At 64.4% G+C, this 21870-nt stretch carries 21 protein-coding genes; 14 read left to right on the top strand and 7 right to left on the bottom strand.

Annotation, left to right across the window (positions count from 1 at the left end; translation table 11 throughout):
* Positions 1–3 precede the first annotated feature (3 nt).
* The 4 genes from ACTIFF_RS00245 to ACTIFF_RS00230 are packed head-to-tail and all read left to right on the top strand — an operon-like array spanning position 4 to position 3828.
* On the top strand, positions 4–291 hold the full coding sequence (locus ACTIFF_RS00245) for an MSMEG_0570 family nitrogen starvation response protein (protein WP_306475549.1): 288 nt from the start codon (positions 4–6) through the stop codon (positions 289–291).
* Between the two features lie 17 nt (positions 292–308).
* Positions 309–1583: an MSMEG_0569 family flavin-dependent oxidoreductase gene (locus ACTIFF_RS00240; RefSeq protein ID WP_439535011.1), complete on the top strand. Its 1275-nt coding sequence runs from the start codon at positions 309–311 to the stop codon at positions 1581–1583.
* Complete coding sequence (locus tag ACTIFF_RS00235) at positions 1577–2437, top strand: Pnap_2097 family protein (RefSeq protein WP_439535010.1); 861 nt, start codon at positions 1577–1579, stop codon at positions 2435–2437. Before ACTIFF_RS00240 ends, ACTIFF_RS00235 begins: the two co-directional genes overlap by 7 nt.
* Positions 2437–3828, top strand: a complete 1392-nt coding sequence (locus ACTIFF_RS00230; RefSeq protein ID WP_439535009.1) for a PLP-dependent aminotransferase family protein — start codon at positions 2437–2439, stop codon at positions 3826–3828. Before ACTIFF_RS00235 ends, ACTIFF_RS00230 begins: the two co-directional genes overlap by 1 nt.
* A 145-nt stretch (positions 3829–3973) precedes the next feature.
* Here the strand turns inward: ACTIFF_RS00230 and ACTIFF_RS00225 are convergent, their stop codons facing one another.
* Entirely contained in the window at positions 3974–4705 is a 732-nt protein-coding gene (locus ACTIFF_RS00225; protein ID WP_439535008.1) for a PEP-CTERM sorting domain-containing protein, read from the bottom strand.
* Positions 4706–4993: 288 nt separating this feature from the next.
* Between ACTIFF_RS00225 and ACTIFF_RS00220 the strand changes: the two genes are divergently transcribed.
* The 5 genes from ACTIFF_RS00220 (at position 4994) to ACTIFF_RS00200 (ending at position 10071) form a co-directional block, all read left to right on the top strand.
* Positions 4994–5200, top strand: coding sequence for a heavy-metal-associated domain-containing protein (locus ACTIFF_RS00220; protein ID WP_439535007.1), 207 nt, complete (start codon positions 4994–4996; stop codon positions 5198–5200).
* A 211-nt stretch (positions 5201–5411) separates the two neighbouring features.
* Positions 5412–6431: a PEGA domain-containing protein gene (locus ACTIFF_RS00215; RefSeq protein ID WP_439535006.1), complete on the top strand. Its 1020-nt coding sequence runs from the start codon at positions 5412–5414 to the stop codon at positions 6429–6431.
* Positions 6415–6963 (top strand): TssQ family T6SS-associated lipoprotein, encoded by a 549-nt coding sequence (locus ACTIFF_RS00210; RefSeq protein ID WP_439535005.1) that lies wholly within the window; start codon positions 6415–6417, stop codon positions 6961–6963. Before ACTIFF_RS00215 ends, ACTIFF_RS00210 begins: the two co-directional genes overlap by 17 nt.
* A gap of 10 nt (positions 6964–6973) precedes the next feature.
* Positions 6974–8167 carry a serine/threonine-protein kinase gene (locus ACTIFF_RS00205; RefSeq protein ID WP_439535004.1) on the top strand — a complete coding sequence of 398 codons (1194 nt, stop codon included), beginning with the start codon at positions 6974–6976 and terminating at the stop codon, positions 8165–8167.
* A gap of 65 nt (positions 8168–8232) precedes the next feature.
* Positions 8233–10071, top strand: a complete 1839-nt coding sequence (locus ACTIFF_RS00200) for an ABCB family ABC transporter ATP-binding protein/permease (RefSeq protein WP_439535003.1) — start codon at positions 8233–8235, stop codon at positions 10069–10071.
* A 79-nt stretch (positions 10072–10150) separates the two neighbouring features.
* Here ACTIFF_RS00200 and xdp1 read toward each other — a convergent pair whose 3' ends face one another.
* The 4 genes from xdp1 to ACTIFF_RS00180 form a co-directional block, all read right to left on the bottom strand.
* Positions 10151–10927: an exosortase-dependent surface protein XDP1 gene (gene xdp1, locus ACTIFF_RS00195; RefSeq protein WP_439535002.1), complete on the bottom strand. Its 777-nt coding sequence runs from the start codon at positions 10925–10927 to the stop codon at positions 10151–10153.
* Positions 10928–11064: 137 nt separating this feature from the next.
* The gene (gene prsT / locus ACTIFF_RS00190) at positions 11065–13863 is read right to left on the bottom strand and encodes an XrtA/PEP-CTERM system TPR-repeat protein PrsT (protein ID WP_439535001.1); all 2799 of its coding nucleotides are present in this window, start codon (positions 13861–13863) and stop codon (positions 11065–11067) included.
* 103 nt (positions 13864–13966) lie between these two features.
* On the bottom strand, positions 13967–14554 hold the full coding sequence (locus ACTIFF_RS00185) for an alkaline phosphatase PhoX (protein WP_439535000.1): 588 nt from the start codon (positions 14552–14554) through the stop codon (positions 13967–13969).
* A 66-nt stretch (positions 14555–14620) separates the two neighbouring features.
* A complete protein-coding gene (locus tag ACTIFF_RS00180; protein WP_439534999.1) occupies positions 14621–15544 on the bottom strand; it encodes a CysB family HTH-type transcriptional regulator in 924 nt (307 codons plus the stop codon).
* Between the two features lie 111 nt (positions 15545–15655).
* On the opposite strand from ACTIFF_RS00180, the gene ACTIFF_RS00175 reads away from it, so the two are divergent.
* From ACTIFF_RS00175 to cobA, 5 genes are read left to right on the top strand one after another with little or no spacing between them, the layout of a single operon-like run.
* Positions 15656–16441, top strand: a complete 786-nt coding sequence (locus ACTIFF_RS00175; protein ID WP_439534998.1) for a sulfite exporter TauE/SafE family protein — start codon at positions 15656–15658, stop codon at positions 16439–16441.
* A gap of 58 nt (positions 16442–16499) precedes the next feature.
* Positions 16500–18182, top strand: coding sequence for a nitrite/sulfite reductase (locus tag ACTIFF_RS00170; protein ID WP_439534997.1), 1683 nt, complete (start codon positions 16500–16502; stop codon positions 18180–18182).
* A complete protein-coding gene (locus tag ACTIFF_RS00165) occupies positions 18175–18789 on the top strand; it encodes a DUF934 domain-containing protein (protein ID WP_439534996.1) in 615 nt (204 codons plus the stop codon). Before ACTIFF_RS00170 ends, ACTIFF_RS00165 begins: the two co-directional genes overlap by 8 nt.
* Positions 18786–19514 carry a phosphoadenylyl-sulfate reductase gene (locus tag ACTIFF_RS00160; protein WP_439534995.1) on the top strand — a complete coding sequence of 243 codons (729 nt, stop codon included), beginning with the start codon at positions 18786–18788 and terminating at the stop codon, positions 19512–19514. Before ACTIFF_RS00165 ends, ACTIFF_RS00160 begins: the two co-directional genes overlap by 4 nt.
* Entirely contained in the window at positions 19498–20316 is an 819-nt protein-coding gene (gene cobA / locus ACTIFF_RS00155; protein WP_439534994.1) for a uroporphyrinogen-III C-methyltransferase, read from the top strand. The genes ACTIFF_RS00160 and cobA overlap by 17 nt, the downstream gene beginning before the upstream one ends.
* A gap of 79 nt (positions 20317–20395) precedes the next feature.
* Here the strand turns inward: cobA and rplQ are convergent, their stop codons facing one another.
* Positions 20396–20788 (bottom strand): 50S ribosomal protein L17, encoded by a 393-nt coding sequence (rplQ, locus tag ACTIFF_RS00150; protein ID WP_439534993.1) that lies wholly within the window; start codon positions 20786–20788, stop codon positions 20396–20398.
* An 82-nt stretch (positions 20789–20870) separates the two neighbouring features.
* Entirely contained in the window at positions 20871–21848 is a 978-nt protein-coding gene (locus ACTIFF_RS00145) for a DNA-directed RNA polymerase subunit alpha (RefSeq protein WP_069039322.1), read from the bottom strand.
* Between the last annotated feature and the right edge of the window lie 22 nt (positions 21849–21870).

The following is a 21870-nucleotide window of genomic DNA, read 5'->3' as shown; positions in this document are numbered from 1 at the left end:
GCCATGCCCGCCATGCACTTCCGGGTCCGCTGGCCCGACCAGACCGAAACCCGCTGCTATTCGCCCTCGCTGGTGATCAAGGACTACTTCGCGCCGGGCACCTGCTACCCGCTGGCGGAATTCATGGCGTCGGTGCGCGAGGCGCTGCACATCGCATCCGAGCGGGTGCGCGCGAAGTACGGATTCGCCTGTTCGGCCGCGATGGACCAGCTGGCCGACATCGAACAGCGCGCTGCGCGCTGGGCCACGCAGCCCGATGCGCAGATCGAAGTACTCGCCTTCGACGAGTGAACCACGGAGTCACTGCCATGCCCCCATCCCCCGCTTCCCATCTGCCGGTCATCATCGTCGGCGGCGGCCAGGCCGGCCTGTCGATGAGCCACTGCCTGCAGCAGGCCGGCATCGACCATCTGGTGCTGGAAAAACACAGCGCGATGCATGTCTGGCGCACCCAGCGCTGGGACAACTTCTGCCTCGTCACGCCGAACTGGCAGTGCGCACTGCCCGGTCATGTGTACGACGGTCCGGACCCGCACGGCTTCATGAAGAAGGACGAAATCAACGCCTGGCTCGCTGCCTTCCGGCGCAAGGTGGCGCCGCCGATCCGCGAGGGCGTGGCGGTGCGCCGCGTCAGCCCGCGCATGCAGGGCGGCTTCGACGTGATCACATCGGACGGCGAATGGACCGCCGATCAGGTGGTCGTCGCCAGCGGCGGCTACCACCAACCCATCGTGCCGCGGCTGGCGGAACGCCTGCCGGCCGACATCGTGCAGCTGCATTCCGAGCAGTACCGCAGTGCGGCCGCACTGCCCGAAGGCGAGGTGCTGGTGGTCGGATCCGGCCAGTCCGGCGCGCAGATCGCCGAAGACCTGCATCTGGCGTGGCGCAAGGTGCATCTCGCGGTGGGCGATGCGCCGCGCTGCGCGCGCGTCTACCGCGGGCGCGACGTGGTCGACTGGCTGGCCGACATGAATTACTACGACATGCCGGTGACCGAGCACCCGCTGCGCGAAGGCGTGCGCGACAACACCAACCACTACGTGACCGGCCGCGACGGCGGGCGCGACATCGATCTGCGCCGCTTCGCGCTCGAAGGCATGGAACTGTACGGCCTGCTGCAGGATCTCGACGGTACGACGCTTGCGTTCCAGCCCGGCCTGGGTGCCGCGCTCGACCACGCCGACCGCATCTACAACGGCATCAATGCCGCGATCGACAAATACATCGCCGGCGCCGGCATCGACGCACCGCCGCCGTCGGTCTACGAACCGGTGTGGGCGCCCGCGACCGAGCGTACGACGCTCGACCTGTCGTCGAGCGGCATCACGAGTGTCATCTGGTGCATCGGCTTCAGCCCGGATTTCCGCTGGGTGGACGCGCCGGTATTCAATGGCCGCGGCGATCCGGTGCACGCGCGCGGCGTGACACAGCAACCGGGCCTCTACTTCCTCGGTCTGCCCTGGCTGTACACCTGGGGCTCGGGCCGCTTTTCCGGCGTAGCGCGCGACGCCGCCTGGCTGACCGAGAAGGTGACCGCCTTCGCGTCCCGGCATCTTCAACCGGAGGAGGCCGTCACATGCTGATGCAGGACGCGAACCACTTGCAGCCGCGCGCCACGCTGGCGCTGCTGCAGCACTATCAGGTCGGCATGCCGCAACTGGCGCTGTATGGCCTGTCGGAAAACTGGCTGCTGAAGGAATGCGCCCACCTGCACTGGATGGCCATCGCGCGCGCGCAGGGGCGCGACGAACCGGCCTTCGCCGACATCGACGGCCACCGCAGCTATGCCGCGCTGACCGCGGTACGGCTGCTTGAAGCACACTTCGACGCAGTGACCGAACACGCGCCATTCGCGCTGCTGGCGCGGCTGGTGCCGCATGGCCGCGCGCAGCATTACAGCGCGCAGACGGTACGCATGGGCAACACGCGCGTGGCGCGCATCGAATTGCTGTCGGCGCTGGTTCGCCGCGCGCCGGGCGGCGGCAACCGCAGCGTCGCCAGGGCGCAGATGCTGCCGGACGGCGACGGCCTCACGCCGGGCACCACCACGCTGATGGCTGCAGCCGCCGAGCTGAAGTCGCTCGGCCGGGCGCACCGCACTGCGGCGCACGAGGGCGAAGTCCTGCGCAGCTTCGACTTCACGCCCTGCCCGAACAGTGATTTCAACGGTGCCGGCTTCCTGTACTTCGCCACCTTCCAGGCGCTGGTCGACCGTGCCGAGTTCGACTGGTATGGGCTGCGCCCGGCGGTCACCGTCGAGCGGACGCTGTACTTTCACGGCAACATCGACCCGGGCGAAGCGGTGCGTGTCGAACTGCTGGATGCCGGAGCGGAGCCCGACGGCTTTCATCATCGCTGCCGCATCGTGCGCCGGGCCGACGGCCTCTCCATCGCCGACGTGATCACGCGCAAGCGCTTCACCCGACGAGCCGACTGATGGACAAGACGGCGCAGATCTGGCTCAAGCGCATCCGCTCGAGCAACAAGCCGGCCTATCTGCTGATCGCCGACCTGATTGCGGAAGACGTGCGCAGCGGCCGGCTCGCCGCACGCGACCGTCTGCCCACGCTGCGCGAACTGGCCGACTACCTCGAACTGAATTACACGACGGTGGCGCGCGGCTATGCCGAGGCGCGCAAGCGCGGCCTGATCGATTCGCGCGCCGGCATGGGCACCTTCGTGCGCGGGGCCACACCCGGCCTGACGCTGCGCGGCGGCAGCGGCGCCGAAATGACGATGAACCTGCCGCCCGAACCGCACGACCCGGCGCTGATTGCCCGCCTGCGCGACAGTGCGGCGCAGGTGATGGTGCAGTCCGACTGGTACGACCTGCTGCGCTATCAGGATTTCGGCGGCACGCGTGACGACCGCGCAGCCGGCGTGCAGTGGCTGCGTCGCAGGCTGCCGCTGTGCGCGGTCGAACGGGTGCTGGTGTGCCCGGGCATCCACGCCGCGCTGACTGCGCTGGTGTCGCTGCTGGCGCGGCCGGGCGAGCTGATCTGCGTCGAGTCGCTGACCTATCCGGGCATCAAGGCCATCGCTGCACAGCTCGGCGTGCAGTTGCATGCGCTGCCGCTGGACGACGACGGCCCCAGCGCGGACGCCTTCGAACACGCGTGCCGGACGCTGAAGCCGCGTGCGCTGTACTGCAACCCGACCTTGCTCAACCCGACCACCGCGACGATCACGCGTGCCCGGCGCGAGGCGCTGGCCGACGTTGCGCTGCGCTACGCCGTGCCGATCATCGAGGACGACGCCTACGCCATGCTGCCGCGCGACACCCCGCCGCCGCTGGCCACGCTGGCACCGGCACTCACCTATTACATCACCGGCCTGTCAAAGTGCTTCGGCGCCGGCCTGCGCTCGGCCTTCGTGCATGCGCCCGGCCCGCGTCAGGCGGAACGCCTGGCCGGCGCGCTGCGTGCTACCACGGTCATGTGCTCGCCAGTGACCAACGCGCTGGCCACGCGCTGGATCACCGACGGCACGGCCGACGCGATGCTCGACGCGATACGCGGCGAATCCGTGTTCCGCCAGTCGCTGGCCACACGCCATCTCGGTCGCCACGCGATGCGGGCGCACGCGGAAGGCTTTCACCTGTGGCTGCCGCTGTCGTCCGACTGGTCGATGGTGGAGTTCGCGTCCTACCTGCGCGCACAGGGCGTCGGCGTGGTCGCCAGCGCGGCCTTCAGCACCGACGGCACACCACCCGACGCGGTGCGCGTGTGTCTGGGCGGCCCGATGTCGCGCGACGACTGCGACATCGCCCTGCGCCTGATCGCCGATACGCTGGAACATCCGCTGCAGCCGCATTCAACCGTGATGTAGGGCGCCGGACAGTCCTGCACGAATCTTGCACCATCGGCGAATGGAAAAAGGCGCGCGGCGATACAGGCATGCTGCACAAACAAAAAGCCCGACCTGGGTCGGGCTTTTTGTTTGTCTGCCCCGAACAGCGGGGCAGAAACGGCAGTCAGCTGAAGCGGCGGCGCAGGCCAGCGAGGCCGAGCAGCGCAAGGCTGGCGAGCGCAAGCGTGCCGGGTTCCGGAATCGGCGTGCCCGGATCGCGCGGTGCATTGACATCGACCAGGATGGCCACACGACCCACTTCAACGCGCTCCAGCGTGGCAGTCAGCGCGAAGGTGTATTCGCCTTCAACCGTCGGCGAGAACGAACCCAGCGGCGCAGTAATGAAGCCGGGGATGCTGGTGGCGAGGAAGTTCATGCCCAGGTTGAACGAATCCTGAGCGACCCCACCTTGAACAGCAGACCCGAGAAACTCGATCACGCCGTGATTCGCTTCGTCCGTGCCGCTGGCCGGATCGAAATCGTAGTAAAGGCGGAACAGGTAATTCCCGATGTCGGCCCCCCCCACATAGAACGCGAAGTTCCACAGGGCATAGGGGTCAGCGGGCGACGACGGCGGGTTCGCGGACACACCCGTTGCGGCGTCGAAAGTACTCGTGCCGTTGTTGGCCAGATTCGGGCCGGTGAAACGCTGGTGGGCGGTCAGGCCAAGGGTCACGTCCGAAACCGTCGGGTCGAGCGTAAGCACCTGGACGGCGGTGTTCGGGATGCCGGAACCGCCGAATGTGGCGCCCGACAGGGTTTGCAGTGCTGTGGAGGACGGCGTGATGGGCGCAGCGAAGGCTGCAGTGCTGGTCAATGCAACGAGCGCAGCAACTGAGTTGAGGGCGTACTTCATGGAAGCTCCTGACGCTGTGGGTTTTCGTGAGTCAACCTCAGCAATTGCTGTGCCAGCAATTTATTCAACGAAAAACCCTTTTTTTTCAGCCTGTTGAGATTCAGCCCAAATCACGCACACCGTGCCGTGTAAGATTTACCGACACTTCGTGAACAATTTCCTGAACTTTGTACGTGAAGTTCTGTTTCGCGCTGAGCGCCTCCTGCACCACGAACCGCCGATCGCACGGCGCGTTCGCGCTGCATGCCGGGGGCTCACCAAGACCGGATACTGGCTGGAGACTTCACCATGCACACCACTGTCATCATTGAATCCGGCGTCGAAGGTCCCGACTGTGCGGCGGACATCGTCAACATCGTCCATGACCTCCCGGGGATAGACAGCGTCGACGTGTCGCCGGAAACCGGTACGGTCAGCATCGAGCACAGCCCGCTCGTGTCGGAAGACGACATCTGCCGCGTGCTTGAAGACGGTGGTTTTCCGGTGCAGCGTTGAAGAGCTCGCAACGAGCCCGCTTCGATCCGGCAATTCAGGCGCCTGTCGGGGAACATCCGTTGGATGCCCGCCATCACATGCCGTCGTGCCTGCGCCGGCCCTGCCTGACGCCTGCATCGCGCAGCACGCGAACGTGCGGCCCGCCGCTGGCGGGCCGCACACCCTTTGTGCGCTTCCTTCAAGAGCCTGATATTCCCCCGTTTCTCCGGACATGAATCACGAAGTCTCAAGCGCAGCGGTCTGCAGCATCGTCGTGATCGAAATGATCGGCTACCCGGACAAGCCGGTCGCCGAACAGGCGCAGATGCGATCGCGCTTCACCCATATTCTGGGCACGGCGCTGGCGGGTGTGCGTCAGGAGGCGCGCATCGTGCTGGATACCGCCGATGGCGCGGCCCTCACGTTCATCGAAGACCCGGACGACGCGCTGCGCTGTGCAGCCCGGGTGCGCGACGCGGTCGTGACGGCGGGGACTGCCGTGCTGGCGCTGCGCAGCGGTATCCATTGCGGACCAGTCATGCTGATCGGCGAACCGGGGATGCCGCCCAACCTGGTCGGCGACGGCCTCGGCGTGGCACAACGCGTCGCCGGCTTTGCCGGCGGTGGCAGGGTGTTTGCATCGCGTGCCTTCGTCGATGCACTGGCGAATCGGCACAATGCGTACAGGCAGTTGTTCGAACCGGCGGGTGTGCGCACCGATGCGCAGCTGCGCGAACACGAGGTGTTCATCCTGCCCGACGGGCCGCTGCCGGACCGCCCGAACAGCCCGCCGGACGGTGGCTTCGCCTCTGGTGAGCCGTCGATACCACCGCGGGCGGGCTGGCTTTCGCACCCACCACTGGCGACGGCGCTGACGGTGGCAGCGATCCTGCTGGTCGCGGTGGTCATCCGTGCAACGTCATCCTTGCAGGACGACACGGCTGCGAACGACGGGCATGCAGGCGTGGTACAACCGCCGATGGCGGCACCGCCGCGCCCCAGCCGGGATGTCGAAGGCGACGAGCCGGCAGATGCAGTGCAGCGCGGCACCCTGCGGGTGAATGTATTGCCCTGGGGAGAAGTCAGCCTGGGCGGCGCCGAACACGGCGCGGCACCGCCTGAGCGTGAAATCATGCTCGCACCCGGGCTGCACGTGCTCGAAATCCGCAACCCGGCGTTTGCGCCGCACAAACAGCAGGTTGAAGTCAGGGCCGGCAAGGAAACCAGGATCAGACATGATTTTCGTCAGTAAGCGTGCGCCGCGGTACTGGGCGCTCGTCGCCGTGATGTCGATGCTGACCGCCTGTTCCACGGTGCAGAAGGGTGTTGACGGCATCGTGTCCGTATTCGATCAGGACGCGGCGAAGCCGGTCGCGAAGTCGGGCGGTCAGCCACCGCAGCCGAAGGCGCCGTCGGGCGATGCGGCAAAAACATCGCCGAAACCAGCGTCCCACCCGGCCGCCGCTTCGGCCACCGCTCCGGCGCGCGCAACGTCGGCAGACGAACTGCTGGCCGCCGGCGTGAAGCAGTATGAGGATGCGCGCTACACGGAAGCGACCGAACTGCTGAAGTCCAGTCTGGGTGCGGGACTGCGCAGCCGAACCAGTCAGGCGAGGGCACACAAGTATCTGGCCTTCATCCACTGCATCAGCGAGCGTGAAGCCGCCTGCCGGCAGTCATTCGGCCGCGCCTTTGCCGCCGACCCGGCGTTTGCATTGACACCGGCTGAAGCGGGACATCCGCAGTGGGGTCCGGTCTATCGCAGCGTTGCCGACGCGCGCTGATCCGGCTGCCATGAGTCTTCCCGTGAATATCGGACGCTATGACGTGCTCGCCGAGATCGGGCGTGGCGCGATGGGCGTGGTCTATCGTGCCTTCGATCCCCTGCTCGACCGTACGGTGGCGATCAAGACCATCAATATGGCGCTCGATCCGGACGATATCGACTTCTACGAACGGCGCTTCATGATCGAAGCGCGCGCGGCCGGCGGGCTGAATCACTCCAACATCGTGACCATTCACGACATCGGTCGCTGCGGCGAGCTGGCCTACATGGCCATGGAATACCTCGACGGCCGCGAACTGAAGGATCTGATCAATCGTGGCGAACTGGGCTTCGCTCGCGCACTCGAGTTGACGGCACAGATCGCCGACGGGCTTGCCTATGCGCATGAGCGTGGCGTCATTCACCGCGACGTGAAGCCGGGCAACATCATGGTGATGGCTGACGGGCGCGTGAAGATCACCGATTTCGGCATCGCGCGTCTGCACGGCACCGATGCACGCACCCAGACCGGCCTGCTGCTCGGGTCGCCGCGCTACCTGTCGCCGGAACAGGTACTGGGCCGCGCAGCAGATGCGCGGGTCGACCTGTTCGCCCTCGGCGTCATCCTGTACGAAATGATGACCGGTCGCTCCCCCTTCAGCGGCAGCGATGTGCAGTCCGTGATGTATCAGGTCATTCACCACACGCCGGCGCCACCGGGCTTGCTGAATCCGGCGCTGCCTGCGCTGGTCGATCTCATCGTGGCGAGGGCACTCGCCAAGTCACCGGATGCGCGTTACCAGAATGCCGCCGAAATGGCGGCCGACCTGCGCGCCTGCCGCCTGCAATCTGCGTCCAACGACGATTTCAATCTGCCGGCGCGGGTCCGGTCGGTGCCCGGTACGAGCGGTGCCGTCACCGGTGCCTCGACCGCGCCTGGAGCCGCGACGGTCTCGCGCGGACTGGCACGGGATTTCGACTCCACCGAAGCCACCATCCGCCTGGCGGCACGATCCGCTGCCATCGATGATCCGGATCGGCTCGCCGCCACGGTCGGCGTGTCGCGCGAGGTGGTGGAGGCGGCGTTGAAGGCTGCCACACGGCGTCTGGCGCCTGAACCGGAAAACGAACCGGCTGCAAAGTGGTCGGCAGTTGATCGGCGGCGCCTGTGGAGTGCGGTACTGGTTGCAATCGGCATGTCGGCGCTGCTGCTCTACGTTTAGGCCATGCCCGCGAATCCGGTGCCGACAGCCCGGATGGCGCCTGCTCCGTACCTTACAATTGCGCGATGAGACATTCCGCTGCCGCGCCCCTGCCCGCGCCCGAAGCCCCACCCGGCACCCGCCGCCGGGATCTGGATACCCTGAAAAGTCTTTTTCCCTACCTCTGGGCCTACAAGTGGCGCGTACTGATCGCGCTCACCTTCCTGATCGGCGCCAAAGGCGCGAACGTGACGGTGCCGCTGATATTCAAGCAGCTGATCGACGCGCTGACGCCGGCCGCCGCGATGCAGAAGAGCGCACTCGAAGCCGCGCCGCTGCTGGTGCCGCTCGGTCTGCTGGCCGCCTACGGCGCACTGCGCTTTTCCACTTCGCTGCTGACCGAACTGCGCGAAATCGTGTTTTCACGCGTGACGCAACAGGCGGTGCGGCGCATTTCGATGCAGGTATTCCAGCATCTGCATGCCCTTTCGTTGCGCTTTCACCTCGAACGCCAGACTGGCGGGCTGACGCGCGACATCGAGCGCGGCACCCGCGCCATTGGCTCGCTGATCAGCTACACGTTGTATTCCATCCTGCCGACGCTGGTGGAGATGGGCCTCGTGCTGAGCATCCTCGCGGTGAAGTACGAAGCGGCGTTCGCATTGATCACCGCGATCACGCTGGCGATCTACATCACGTTCACCGTGGTCGTGACCAATTGGCGCACCAAGCTGCGGCGCGAAGTGAACGAACTGGATTCGGCGGCCAACACACGTGCCATCGACAGCCTGCTGAACTATGAAACGGTGAAGTATTTCAACAACGAAGGCTTCGAAGCGCGCCGCTACGATGAACAGATGGCGCGCTGGCAGCGCGCACAGGAACGCAGCCAGATTTCGCTGTCCTACCTGAACATCGGCCAGGCCTTCATCATCGCCATCGGCGTCACGCTGATGATGTGGCGCGCCACGGTCGGCGTGGCCGAAGGGCGCATGACGCTGGGCGACATCGTGCTGGTGAATGCCTTCATGATCCAGCTCTACATCCCGCTGAATTTCCTCGGCGTGCTGTACCGCGAAATCCGGCAATCGCTGACCGATATCGAACGCATGTTCGGCCTGATGGACACCCATCGTGAAATCGCCGACGACCCGGACGCGAAAGCCCTGCCGCCGGGTCCCTGCGAAGTGCGCTTCCAGCAGGTGAATTTCAGCTACGAACCGGCGCGCCAGATCCTGCACGACGTCGACTTCACGATACCGGCCGGCGGCCGGGTGGCGGTGGTCGGCCAGTCAGGCTCCGGCAAATCGACCCTGGCCCGGCTGCTGTACCGCTTCTATGACGTGGACAGCGGCGGCGGGCGCATCACGATCAATGGCACCGACATCCGCAAGCTCACGCAGGACAGCCTGCGCACTGCGATCGGCATCGTGCCGCAGGACACCGTGCTGTTCAACGACAGCATTCACTACAACATCCAGTACGGCCGGGTCACCGCCTCGGCCGAAGACGTCGAATCCGCCAGCCGCGCCGCGCAACTGCATGACTTCGTCACCCGTCTGCCCGACGGCTACGACACGAAGGTGGGCGAGCGCGGCCTCAAGTTGTCCGGTGGCGAGAAGCAACGCGTCGCCATCGCGCGCGCGCTGCTGAAAGATCCGCCGGTACTGATCTTCGACGAAGCCACGTCGGCCCTCGACTCGAAAACCGAACAGGCCATCCAGTCACAGCTCGAGCAGGTCGCGCGGGGTCACACCACATTGATCATCGCGCACCGGCTGTCCACGATCATGGATGCCGACCAGATCCTGGTGATGGACGCCGGCCGAATCGTGGAGCGCGGCTCGCACGCGGAACTGCTGGCACTTGACGGCGCCTATGCGCAAATGTGGGCGTTGCAGGCGCAGGAAGAAGAAGGAACCTGACAACATCGCCCTCCGCTGGCGCCGGCGATGGACGAAAAAAAACCGCGCGTTGCGCGGTTTTTTTTGTTGCCTCAACCGATCACGTCTGTTTGCGGCGACGGGTCAGGAGCATGCCGGCGAGTGCCACGCCCACCAGCGCGAGCGATTCCGGCTCAGGCACGCCGGTCGACGGCGGCGGAGTCGTCGGCTTGTACGAGCCAGTGATGCCGGCAAGCTTCACGTAGTCGAGCTTGTCCGATGCCGGCCCCGGCGTGACGAGCCAGTAGCGCGAGTAGGTGCTGTTGGTCGTCAGGCGCGGATCGGTCGGGCCGGTGAAATCACCGATCTTGGTCCAGCCGGTCAGCGTCGAATAGTCCTTCGTCAGGATCGTGCCGGTGGTGAATGCATTCTGACTGGTGTAGGCGTAGAGCTGAATATCGGAATCGTTGGTCGTCCATCCGAAATCGAGCTGTTCCATCGTGAACGCAGACGAGAAGGAGAACAGGATGGATTCAACTGCACCCTGATTGTCGAACGAGTGCTGAGGGTTGTTCAGATAGCCGTTCACCACCTCGTCGTTCGTGCTGCTGTCACGACTTGTCACACCCAGACCGCTCGAACCTTGATAGTTCAGGTAAGCAGCTTCGATCTTCGCGTTGGTCGCGGTGTTCGCGAACGCATTCATCGTGACCGAATTGCCCGCACCGTTGGTGTAGGTCATCGACGAAAACTCGGCGACCTGCGAAGCAAAGCCAGCTGCGCTGGTCGACGACGTTGCATTGGAAGTGAATGACCAGCTCGTCGACGCAGCCGATGCGGCACCGCTCAAACCGATCAGCAGAGCGGCACTCAGGATTTTCAGGCTTTTCTTTTTCATCATTTGATCCTTGGAAGTCATTGACTAGACTGACTGTCAGCAACTTCTTAGCAAAATTAAGGCCAGTTTTAAATATCAAACAAAATCAATTACTTGATAACTGCAAAAATGTGTGTTGTAAAGATATCCGACAAGGCTCAGGAGGTGCCCAGTTCGGCCCTGAGCGCACGCGCGCTGTCGATGCCCGGAAACGATCTGCCCGATTGCAGCGCAGCCTCCAGTTCCTGAAGCGCTTCACCCTTTCGTCCCGATTTGGCCAGGGCCCAGGCGAGGTGGTAGCGGATTTCCGGATTGGCCGGGTCACGCAGCCGCGCCTCGCGTAGATGACGCAATCCCGCATCGAGTTGCGACTTCTGCACCAGGATCCAACCGAGGGTATCCAGGATCAAGGCGTCGCCCGGCGCCAGCTTGAAGGCCCGCTCGGCGGTCTGCTGCGCGGCCGGGTCCTTGAGCTGCCACTGCAGGTTGGCGAGATTGTTCAACACCGGCGCCGACTCTCCGGCTTTCAGAACGGCTTCGAGCGTCGCCTTGGCTTCGCGCAACTGACCCGCTTCCGTTTGTGCCTGCGACAGCAGAAGCTTCATCGCCACGTCGCGGGGTCGCGATTTGACCAGCGCTTCGACTGACGCCTTTGCCTGCGCCGCGTTGCCCGCCCGCTTGTGCGTTTCGTAAAGACGCCCGGCGACATCCACCCCGGCGCCGCGTGACAGCGCGACGCTGTAGTGGCCGATCGCTTCCGACCAATTGCTGCGTCCGAATGCGACATCTCCCGCCAGCTTGAATGCTTCCGGAGGCGGCGCGGCGCTTCTGAGCAGCTGTTGTGCCAGCACATCGGCCTTGTCCACTGCGCCTTCCCCAAGCAGAAGTTCACCTTGCATGACCTTGGCCGGCACGAAGTCCGGCGCGCCCTGCAATGCCTTTTCAAGGCTGTAGGCGGCGCCGGAAGGATTGCCTGCCTGCATTTGCAGCCGTGCGATCCGGTATTGCGCCACGGCATCGAAATCGGCCGCACGCGTCATCGACGTCAGCGTCGCGCGGGCGCCGGCTGCATCGCTGCGCGCGAGCTGAACCCGGACGAGCGCCGCCTGCACGGCGAGGTAACCCGGTTGACTCGGACTGCTGTCCTTGGCCACTTCAAGCGCCTTGTCCAGCGCGCCGGTCTGCAGGTAAAGGTCGATCAGCGCAATCTGTCCGTCGACGTGCCTGCGATGCTTGTCGCGCAGGGTTTCCAGTCCGCGCAGCGCCTCGGCAATCCGCTTCTCGCGCAGATCGAGCTGCGCAAGTTCGAAAAGCGCCGAGGGCTGATCCGGCTTGTCCTTGAGCAGCGCTTGGAGCCGGTTTCGCGCCTCGGACGGCTTGCCTTCCGCGAGGTCCAGCTTGACCAGATTGAGCTTGACGCTGTCGAAATTCCTGTCCTTCGACAGCGCCTTGTCGTAGGCCTTGCGTGCGGCCGCGAAATCGCCCGCTGCGGCACGCGCGACGCCCAGCACATTGAGCGCTGGAAGATTGTCCGGTTCGCGCTTGATCACCTCTTCCATCAGTTCCGCTGCGCGACGCGGTTGCTGCTCGCGCAATGCGGTGAGTGCAAGTGCCATGCTGGCCCGACCCTGACCGGGGTCCTGCTTGACCACCTCGCGCAACTGCGCCAGGCCCTCCTGTGTCTGCTTTGACCCGAGCAGGCTGAGGCCGAGCGAAGTCTGTATCTCCGGCGATTTGCCCAACTTGGCCGCGTGCTCGAGCAACTCGCTGGCGCGCTCATGCCGCTTGAGCTTGCCGTACGCGGTGGCCATCAGCGACAGCACTTCGGGATCACGGGTGCCGCTGCGCATCAACGGCTCGAGCGTGACGATGCCCGACGCCGGATCGCCGCCCGCAATCTGCAGCGAGGCAAGGGGCTTTCGTGCGGCTGGCTGCGACGGGAAGAACCGCACGTGCAGTTCGAAATATTCTTTCGCCTTGGCGGGACCGCCAAGGCTCAGGTGCGCCAGACCTGCAATCAGGGCGAGATGCGAGCGACTGGTCAGGGCACCGCGTGGCAGCGGATCGATCAGATTGACGACTTCGCCGAGCAGCTTCTTGGCACCGTCGCGATCACCTTCGAGGTCGGCAATCACGGCACGCAGGTAGGCCGTGCGCGGTTCGGTCTTGTCCACCTTCGCCAGTTGCAGCAGGGACACCTTCGCCTCTGCCATGCGGCCGAGATCCATCAATACCGAGCTTCTGCCGAGCAGGGCTTCGCCGTTGTCAGCGGCGAATTTCAGCGCCTGATCATAATTCTCAAGCGCCACCGGCAGCTTGCCTGACGCGTAGGCAACCGCCGCACGCGCGGTCCAGGCATCGGTATCTGCGGGGCCGAGGCTGGTCGCCTGCTCGGCCAGCGTCGCCGCTTCTTCGGCGCGTCCGGCACCGAGCGCGAAGCGCGAATGGAGTGCCAGCGCGGACGGCGCGTTCGGATTGAGCGCACGCGCCTCATTGATGACCACAATCGCCTGGGCGTACTGGCTCGACTCCTGATGGGCGCGGGCCCGCAGCAACATCAGCTCATATCGGATGCCGACGGGCAAGTCGGTCGGCTGCAGCGTTTCCAGCAGTTCCTTCTGCTGACCGATCGCCAACAACACATTGGCCAGCGGAACGATGTATTCGGCACGCGACGCGCCCCGGCGCTGCGCCTCGCGCAACGCCACCTCGGCGGCGGCGAAATCGCCCTTGCGCAAGCCCGCCCGCCCCATGAGCAGATGGGCTGCGAGCATGCCGGGGTCCGCCTTCAGCGCATTCTTGAGCTGGATGATCGCGCCGGCGTCATCCTTCCGCTCGTAGCGCACCAGTGCGTCTTCGTAATAGCGGCTCGCTTCATCGGCCGCAACGGCCATCGAAGACGCCAGCACGCCTGCAAGCAGGATGGGTGCGATCAGTGACCAGAGGGGACGTGTCATGGAATGCGAAAATGCGGAACGACTCCGGATTATAGAAGTCGTCCGGCTGGCGATACCGTGACCATGTCACGGCGGCTGCGGTGAGCCGCCGCCTGCAACGGCCCTAACCGCGCAAGCGCGCGGCGGCACTGCCAAAGCGTTGAAGGTGAAGATTTGTATCGACACTTTCCGCTGCCGCCGTGCCGTGCCAGCCGAAGCTCAGGCTTGCTGCATCGCCCAGCGCCTCGCGCCAAGTGAGCGCCGGTGTCGCGCGGTCACACAACAGCAGCGCACCACCCTCGCTGCGCGCCTGGGGTGCAAACAGTCCTTCGATACTCGACGCACCGGCACGGCAGGCCGCATCGGCCGGGTCGGCCAGGATGGCCTGCAGGCTGTCGTAGCCGTCGCGCACCGACAGACCGTGGCGCGCCAGCACCAGAGGAAGCCATCTGCCGTGACCTTCGCATGCGCCGTCGGCGCCCAGACTGGCGACATACAGCGTGCCGTGGGGCAGCGCGCCGCTGGAGGCGGCCGGACCGACAAACTTGAACAAATGCATCGGCCGCGATGCTTCGGTCAGGTAGAGCACGGTGCGGCCGTCCTTGGCCCGTACCGGCTGGCTGGCGAGATAACGCACCCCTGCAAGTTCGGCAACGCCGGTGTCGGCATCGAGCACCAGCGGATGAAGTGGATCTGCGTGAAGTTCGGTCATGGCGGCAAGCCCGGAAAGTCGTTGCCTGCACTGTCGCCGCCCGAGGTTACCGCCTCGTGAAGGTGCTCAGCCGCGGCCGAGCGCCTGATCGACCACTTCACGGCTCAGCGCGGACGCAAACTGCTCGATGAAGTCGTAGGTGTAGCCGCGCAGCCATGCATTGCGGTGCAGGCCGATGCGCGTGGTGCTCGGCTCGAACAGATGGGCACAGTCGATTGCACGCAAGGTGCGGTCCTGCTCCGGGTCGAACGCCATCTGCGCAACAATGCCGACGCCCAGACCGAGCGATACATAGGTCTTGATGATGTCAGCATCGATGGCGCTCAGCGTGATGTTGGGCGACAGCGACTGCGCCGCGAAGGCGCGATTGACCGTCGAACCACCGGTGAAGGCGAAGTCGTAGGTGATCAGTGGCCACTCGGCGATGGCCGCCAGCGTCAGCGGCGTTTCATCGAGCAGCGGATGGCCTGGCGGTGTGATCAGGCAGCGGTTCCATTGGTAGCAGGGCAGGCTGACCAGCTGGTCGTATTCGTCGATCGCTTCGGTTGCAATCGCCAGATCCGCCTCGCCGGACAGCACATATTCGCAGCACTGCGTCGGATTGCCCTGATGCAGCGCAACCTTCACCTCAGGATGGGCACGCATGAACTCGGGCAGGATGCGCGGCAGCACGTAGCGGGCCTGGGTGTGGGTCATGGCGATGGTCAGCCGGCCGCGTTCGCCGACTGCGTACTCTTCGCCCACCTGCCTGAGCGCCCCCATGTCGCGCAGCATGCGCCGCGCGATCGCCACCACTTCTTCGCCCGGGCGCGTCATGGCAACCAGTCGCTTGCCCTGCCGGATGAACACATCGACGCCCAGTTCGGATTCCAGCAGGCTGATCTGCCGCGACACGCCGGACTGCGAGGTGTGCAGCGCCCGCGCTGCCTCAGACACATTCAGGTTGCGCTGGGCCACTTCGGCGACATAACGCAGCTGTTGCAGGTTCATGGCAGGCCTTTAGCACTGGAAGTGATTTGAATCTTACTTCAAAGCATTTCCGATTATCTTGTCGTCCCTCTAAGCTGCGTGCTTTCCGCGTGCTTCTAACCATATATAAGTATGGAGTTCGGCTATCCCATCGCCGGTTTCTTCGTCGGCGCCGTCGTCGGACTTACCGGTGTGGGCGGCGGATCGCTGATGACGCCGCTACTGGTGTTGCTGTTCGGCATCCACCCTGCGGTAGCCGTCGGTACCGACCTGCTGTATGCGGCGCTGACCAAGGCCGGAGGTGCGTTGGTACATGGACGCAACCAGACCCTCGACTGGCGCATCGTGACCGGTCTGGGTGCTGGCAGCGTGCCGGCAGCGGCATTGACACTGTGGTGGTTATCGACGCATTCCCGGTCAGCGTATGGCAGTGCGTCGATCATCAGCGGTACGCTAGGGATTGCGCTGGTGTTGACCGCCTGCGCGTTGCTGTTCCGCAAGCGGCTGCAGGCGGTGGCCGAACGGCCGGGCATCCGCGAATGGCGTGAGCGCAATCTGCGCCCGCTGACAGTGGGGACGGGGGCCATACTCGGCGTACTCGTCACGATCTCTTCGGTCGGTGCCGGCGCATTGGGGACGGCAGCGCTGGTGTTCCTCTACCCGCGACTGTCGGCGGTGCGCATTGTCGGCAGCGATATCGCCCACGCCGTGCCGCTCACGCTGGTGGCCGGTCTCGGCCACTGGTGGCTCGGTAACGTCGATTGGGCGCTGCTGGGCGCGCTGCTCATCGGTTCGCTACCCGGCATCGCGATCGGCAGCCAGGTCGCGGCGCGCCTGCCGGAGCGTTTTCTTCGACCGCTGCTGGCGACCATGCTGTTCGGCATTGGCGGCAAGCTGAGCCTGAACCTTCTAGGCTGAATCATTGACATGGTGACCCGGCCTGCCGGCGGGCGCCGACGGACGGAAGATCGCATCCATGTATCGCTACGACGAATACGACCATACGCTGGTGCTCGAGCGTGTCGCGCAGTACCGGGACCAGTTGCAACGCAACCTCGCCGGCGAACTGTCGGACGACGAGTTCCGGCCACTTCGCCTGCAGAATGGCCTGTACATCCAGCGGCACGCGCCGATGCTGCGCGTCGCCATTCCGTACGGCATGCTGTCGAGTACCCAGTTGCGCAAACTGTCGGACATCGGTCGCCGCTACGACCGGGGCTACGGCCACTTCTCGACCCGCCAGAACATGCAGTTCAACTGGCCGAAGCTGGAAGACACCGGCGACATCCTCGCAGAACTCGCCACGGTGGAGATGCACGCCATCCAGACCTCGGGCAACTGCATCCGCAACATCACGACCGACCCGTTCGCAGGCGTTGCGCAGGATGAGATCGTCGACCCGCGTCCATACTGCGAGGTGCTGCGCCAGTGGTCGACCTTCCACCCGGAGTTCGCCTTCCTGCCGCGCAAGTTCAAGATCGCGGTCAGCGGCACACTGGAAGACCGAGCCGTGACTTACGCGCACGACGTTGGTCTGCAGCTGTACCGCGACGAAAAGGGCGAGGTGCTGACCCGCGTCATCGTAGGTGGTGGCATGGGTCGCACGCCGATACTGGGCAGCGTCATCCATGACGCGCTGCCCTGGCAACACCTGCCGACCTATCTCGACGCCGTGCTGCGCGTGTACAACCGCTATGGTCGTCGCGACAACGCCTACAAGGCGCGCATCAAGATCCTGGTGAAGGCCATCGGCGCCGAGACATTCGCCCGACAGGTCGAGGAGGAGTGGCAGTTGGAACGTGACGGCATCGCCACCGTAACGCAGGCCGAACTCGACCGCGCGCGCGCCGCATTCACCGATCCTGACGCACCGGTTCGCCCGGCAACCGACGCAGGCTTCGATGCGAAGCGCGCGTCCGATCCCGCTTTCGCCCGCTGGGTGTCCCGCTGCGTACGCGGCCACAAGCGACCGGGCTACCGCGCGGTGACGCTGTCGCTGAAACCGACCGGTGTCGCGCCGGGTGACATCTCCTGTGAGCAGATGGACGCACTGGCCGATCTGGCGGACCGCTACAGCTTCGGCGAGCTGCGCGTATCGCACGAACAGAATGTGGTGCTGGCCGACGTCGCGCTGGCTGACCTGCACGAACTGTGGCTGGGCGCCCGCGCGCACGGACTCGCGACGCCGAACATCGGGCTGCTGACGGACATCATCTGCTGCCCGGGCGGCGACTTCTGCTCGCTGGCCAACGCGAAGTCGATCCCGATCGCGCAGGCGATCCAGGAGGCGTTCGAGAATCTCGACTACCTGTACGACGTCGGCGATCTGGAATTGAACATTTCCGGCTGCATGAATTCCTGCGGCCATCACCATGTCGGTCACATCGGCATACTCGGCGTCGACAAGACCGGGTCCGAGTGGTATCAGGTTTCGATCGGCGGCTCGCAAGGCAACCAGACCTCGCTCGGCGACGTCATCGGCCCGTCGTTCGCGGCCGAAGAAGTGCCGGGCGTCGTCACGAAGCTGGTCGACACCTACGTCGAACACCGCACCCCGGAAGAACGCTTCATCGATACCGTACGGCGAATAGGCATGGCGCCATTCAAGGCACGCGTCTATGGCGAATCCACGAAGAAGACCGAGGTGACTCATGGCTGAACTGATCCGCGGCACCGAAGTGGTGGCCGACGACTGGACCTGGGTGCGGCTGCCTGAATCGCATGAACCCGTGCGCAAGTCGGCCGGCAAGGTGGTGCTGTTCAAGCTCACCGGTGAGCCGGCGGCGTCGGACGACGTGATTTCCGCCTGCGATATTCCGGCGGGAGAGGTACTGCTGCCGCTGTCGGTGTGGCTCCGCCGCCGCGACGAACTGGCCACACGCGCCGACAACGGCGAGATCGGCGTCTGGCTGGACAGCCACGAAGAACCTGCCGAGCTGGCAGAAAGTCTGGGCGGGAACTTGAACAGACTGCCGTTGATTGGCGTGAACTTCCCGAAGTTCATTGACGGCCGCGGTTACTCGATCGCCTTCATCCTGCGCACCCGATTTGGCTACCGGAACGAGTTGCGGGCGCTCGGCGACGTGCTGCGCGACCAGATGTTTTTCTTCCATCGATGCGGCTTTGACGCCTACCTGTTGCGCGCCGATCAGAAGGCGGAGCGCTGCATCGGCGCACTGAAGGACTTCACGACGCCGTACCAGACCTCGACCGACGGCCAGCCACCGGTATTTCGACGGCGTGCAGCACCGGGAGCTGGCGCATGAGTAATCCGATGATCCACCCGAACGTGACCGATGCGCTGCGCGTGAAGGTGGCCGAAAAGACAACGGCAGCGATTGACCGGCTGCGGCGTGCCGCCGCCGAGTTTCAGCCGATCGGCTTCGCGAGCAGCATGGGCGCCGAAGACATGCTGCTGACCGACCTCATTCAGAGGCACGACATCAACATTGAAATCTTTACACTCGATACGGGCCGGCTGCCTGCCGAAACCTACGACCTGATGGCGAGGGCCGAGAAGCACTATGGCGCGCACCCGGTCACCTGGTTTCCACGCCATGACGCGGTGGAGGAGTACGTACGCAAGCACGGCATCAATGCCTTCTACGACTCGGTCGAACTGCGCAAAGCCTGTTGCGGCATGCGCAAGGTCGAGCCACTGAAGCGTGCGTTGGCCGGCAAGCGTGCGTGGATTACCGGCATGCGGGCGCAGCAGTCGACCACGCGCACCGACCTTCCGCTGCGCGAATTTGACGAGGCGCACGGTATCGAGAAATTCAATCCGCTTTCCGACTGGAGCGAGCGCGAGGTGTGGGTATACATCCAGACCGAGGGCGTCCCGTACAACGCGCTGCACGAACAGTTCTTCCCCAGCATTGGCTGCCAACCCTGTACGCGTGCGATTTCGCCCGGCGAGGACATCCGCGCGGGTCGCTGGTGGTGGGAGAACCCGGAAAGCAAGGAGTGCGGTCTGCATGTCAAAGGCGACTGACTCACGACGGGCCGGCAAGGTGTGGCTGGTCGGTGCAGGCCCCGGTGCGGTGGATCTGCTGACGCTGCGTGCCGCAACGCTGCTTGCCGAGGCGGATGTCGTTCTGCACGACGCGCTCATCGGTGAGGATGTGCTGGCGCTCGCAAGCCGGGCAAAACGTATTTCAGTTGGAAAACGCTGCGGACGGCATTCGACCGCACAGCGATTCATCAACCAGCAACTGATACATGCCGCTCGCACGCATGCCGTAGTGGTTCGCCTGAAGGGCGGCGATCCGATGCTGTTCGGCCGCGCACAGGAAGAGATGGATGCCCTCGCGGAAGCCGGCATCGACTACGAAGTGGTGCCCGGCATCACTGCAGCGAGTGCCGCCTGCGCCCAGTTGCGGGTTTCCATGACGCGGCGAGGCCTGTCACGCGCCGTCGCCTTGCTGACTCCGCGCGCTGGCGCAGGCGAAAGTCCCTCGCAGGCTGTGCGGGCGAATGCCGAGGTGCCGACGCTGGCGCTCTACATGGCATCGCACGACTCCATGGCCATTGCGCATGAACTGCTGTCTTGTGGGCGAGCTTCAGACACGCCTGTGGCCATCATCGAGAACGCCAGTCTTCAGTCGTCACGTGAATGCTTGACCACCTTGTCCAGCCTTGCGGCGCGACCGGTGTCGGAACTACTCGGGACGAACGGCGCCCCGGACGGCGCGGTACTGGTCATGCTGGGCGAAGTGTTCCGAGAAGCCCTGGAGCAACGGATCGATCAGCCTGCACCGCTTTCGCGGAACGCCCCGAACGCAGTCTCCGCTTGATTCGCATTACAACGGTGGGTGCGCAACCAAAATAAAAAAGCCTCGCACAGCGAGGCTTTTTTATTGCAGCAGAAGCAACTTACTCGGCGACTTCAACCACCTCGTCGCTGACCTCCGGGCGATCCATCAATTGCACGAACGCCATCGGCGCGTTGTCGCCCTGGCGGAACCCCATCTTAAGTATGCTGAGGTAGCCACCGTTGCGGGTTGCATAACGCGGACCGAACACGTCAAAAATCTTGCACACGACTTCACGATCACGCAGGCGCGAAAAAGCGAGGCGCCGGTTCGACAGATTGGGCGTCTTGCCAAGATTGATCAGCGGCTCAACGACGCGACGCAGTTCCTTGGCTTTCGGTACGGTAGTCTTGATCGCTTCGTGACGAAGCAGCGACACCGCCATATTGCGAAACATCGCTTCACGATGCGAGCTGGTGCGGTTGAGTTTTCTGAGACCGTTACGATGACGCATGATGACTCCGTAAAATTATGCGGCCACCGCGGGTCAGGCAAGTGGCCGGTTCATATTGTGACCGGGCGAACCCGGCTGGGGCTCAACCCCGATCGAGACCAGCCGGCGGCCAGTTCTCGAGCTTCATGCCCAGCGTCAGGCCACGCGAAGCGAGCACTTCCTTGATTTCGTTGAGCGACTTGCGGCCCAAGTTCGGGGTTTTCAGCAACTCATTCTCGGTACGCTGGATCAAATCGCCGATGTAATAGATGTTCTCGGCCTTCAGACAGTTGGCAGAGCGAACCGTCAATTCGAGATCATCTACCGGACGCAGCAGGATCGGATCGATCTGTGCCGGGCGGCGCGCTTCGACAGCGGGCGCCGTACCTTCAAGCTCGGCAAAGATCGACAACTGATCCACCAGCACGCGGGCCGCGTAACGAACCGCTTCTTCAGGCTCCACCGCACCGTTGGTCTCGACGTCCATCACCAGACGATCAAGGTCCGTACGCTGTTCGACACGCGCCGATTCAACCGAATAACTCACTCGGCGAACCGGGCTGAAGCTTGCGTCCAGCAGGATGTGGCCAATCGCCTTGCTTTCCGACGTGTGCTGACGCAGCGTGCCCGGAACATAGCCCCGGCCCTGTTCAATCTTGAACTGGAGCTCAAGCTTGCCACCCGGTGCAACGTGGGCGATGACATGTTCCGGATTAACGATCTCGACGTCATGCGTAACTTCGATATCGCCCGCCGTCACGACACCCTCACCCGTTTTCGACAGGCGAAGGTACGCTTCGGAGCGATTGTGCAGCTTGAGCACGACACCCTTCAGGTTCAACAGGATGTCGACAACATCCTCGCGAACGCCATCGAGCGTCGAGTACTCGTGCAGTACGCCTTCGATCTGCACTTCAGTCGGCGCGAAGCCGGGCATGGACGACAGGAGAATGCGGCGGAGCGCGTTGCCCAGCGTGTGCCCGAATCCGCGCTCGAACGGCTCCATCACAACACGTGCGTGAGCCGGTGAAAGATTTTGTACGTCAATGATGCGCGGTTTCAAGAGAGCATTGCTTTGCATCTGCAGTCCTCAGTGACGTCAG

It is taken from the genome of Methyloversatilis sp. (assembly GCF_051861465.1).
GTDB lineage: Bacteria > Pseudomonadota > Gammaproteobacteria > Burkholderiales > Rhodocyclaceae > Methyloversatilis.
The sequence above is the reverse complement of the archived record's forward strand: the minus strand, read 5'-3'. Positions and strand labels throughout refer to the sequence as shown.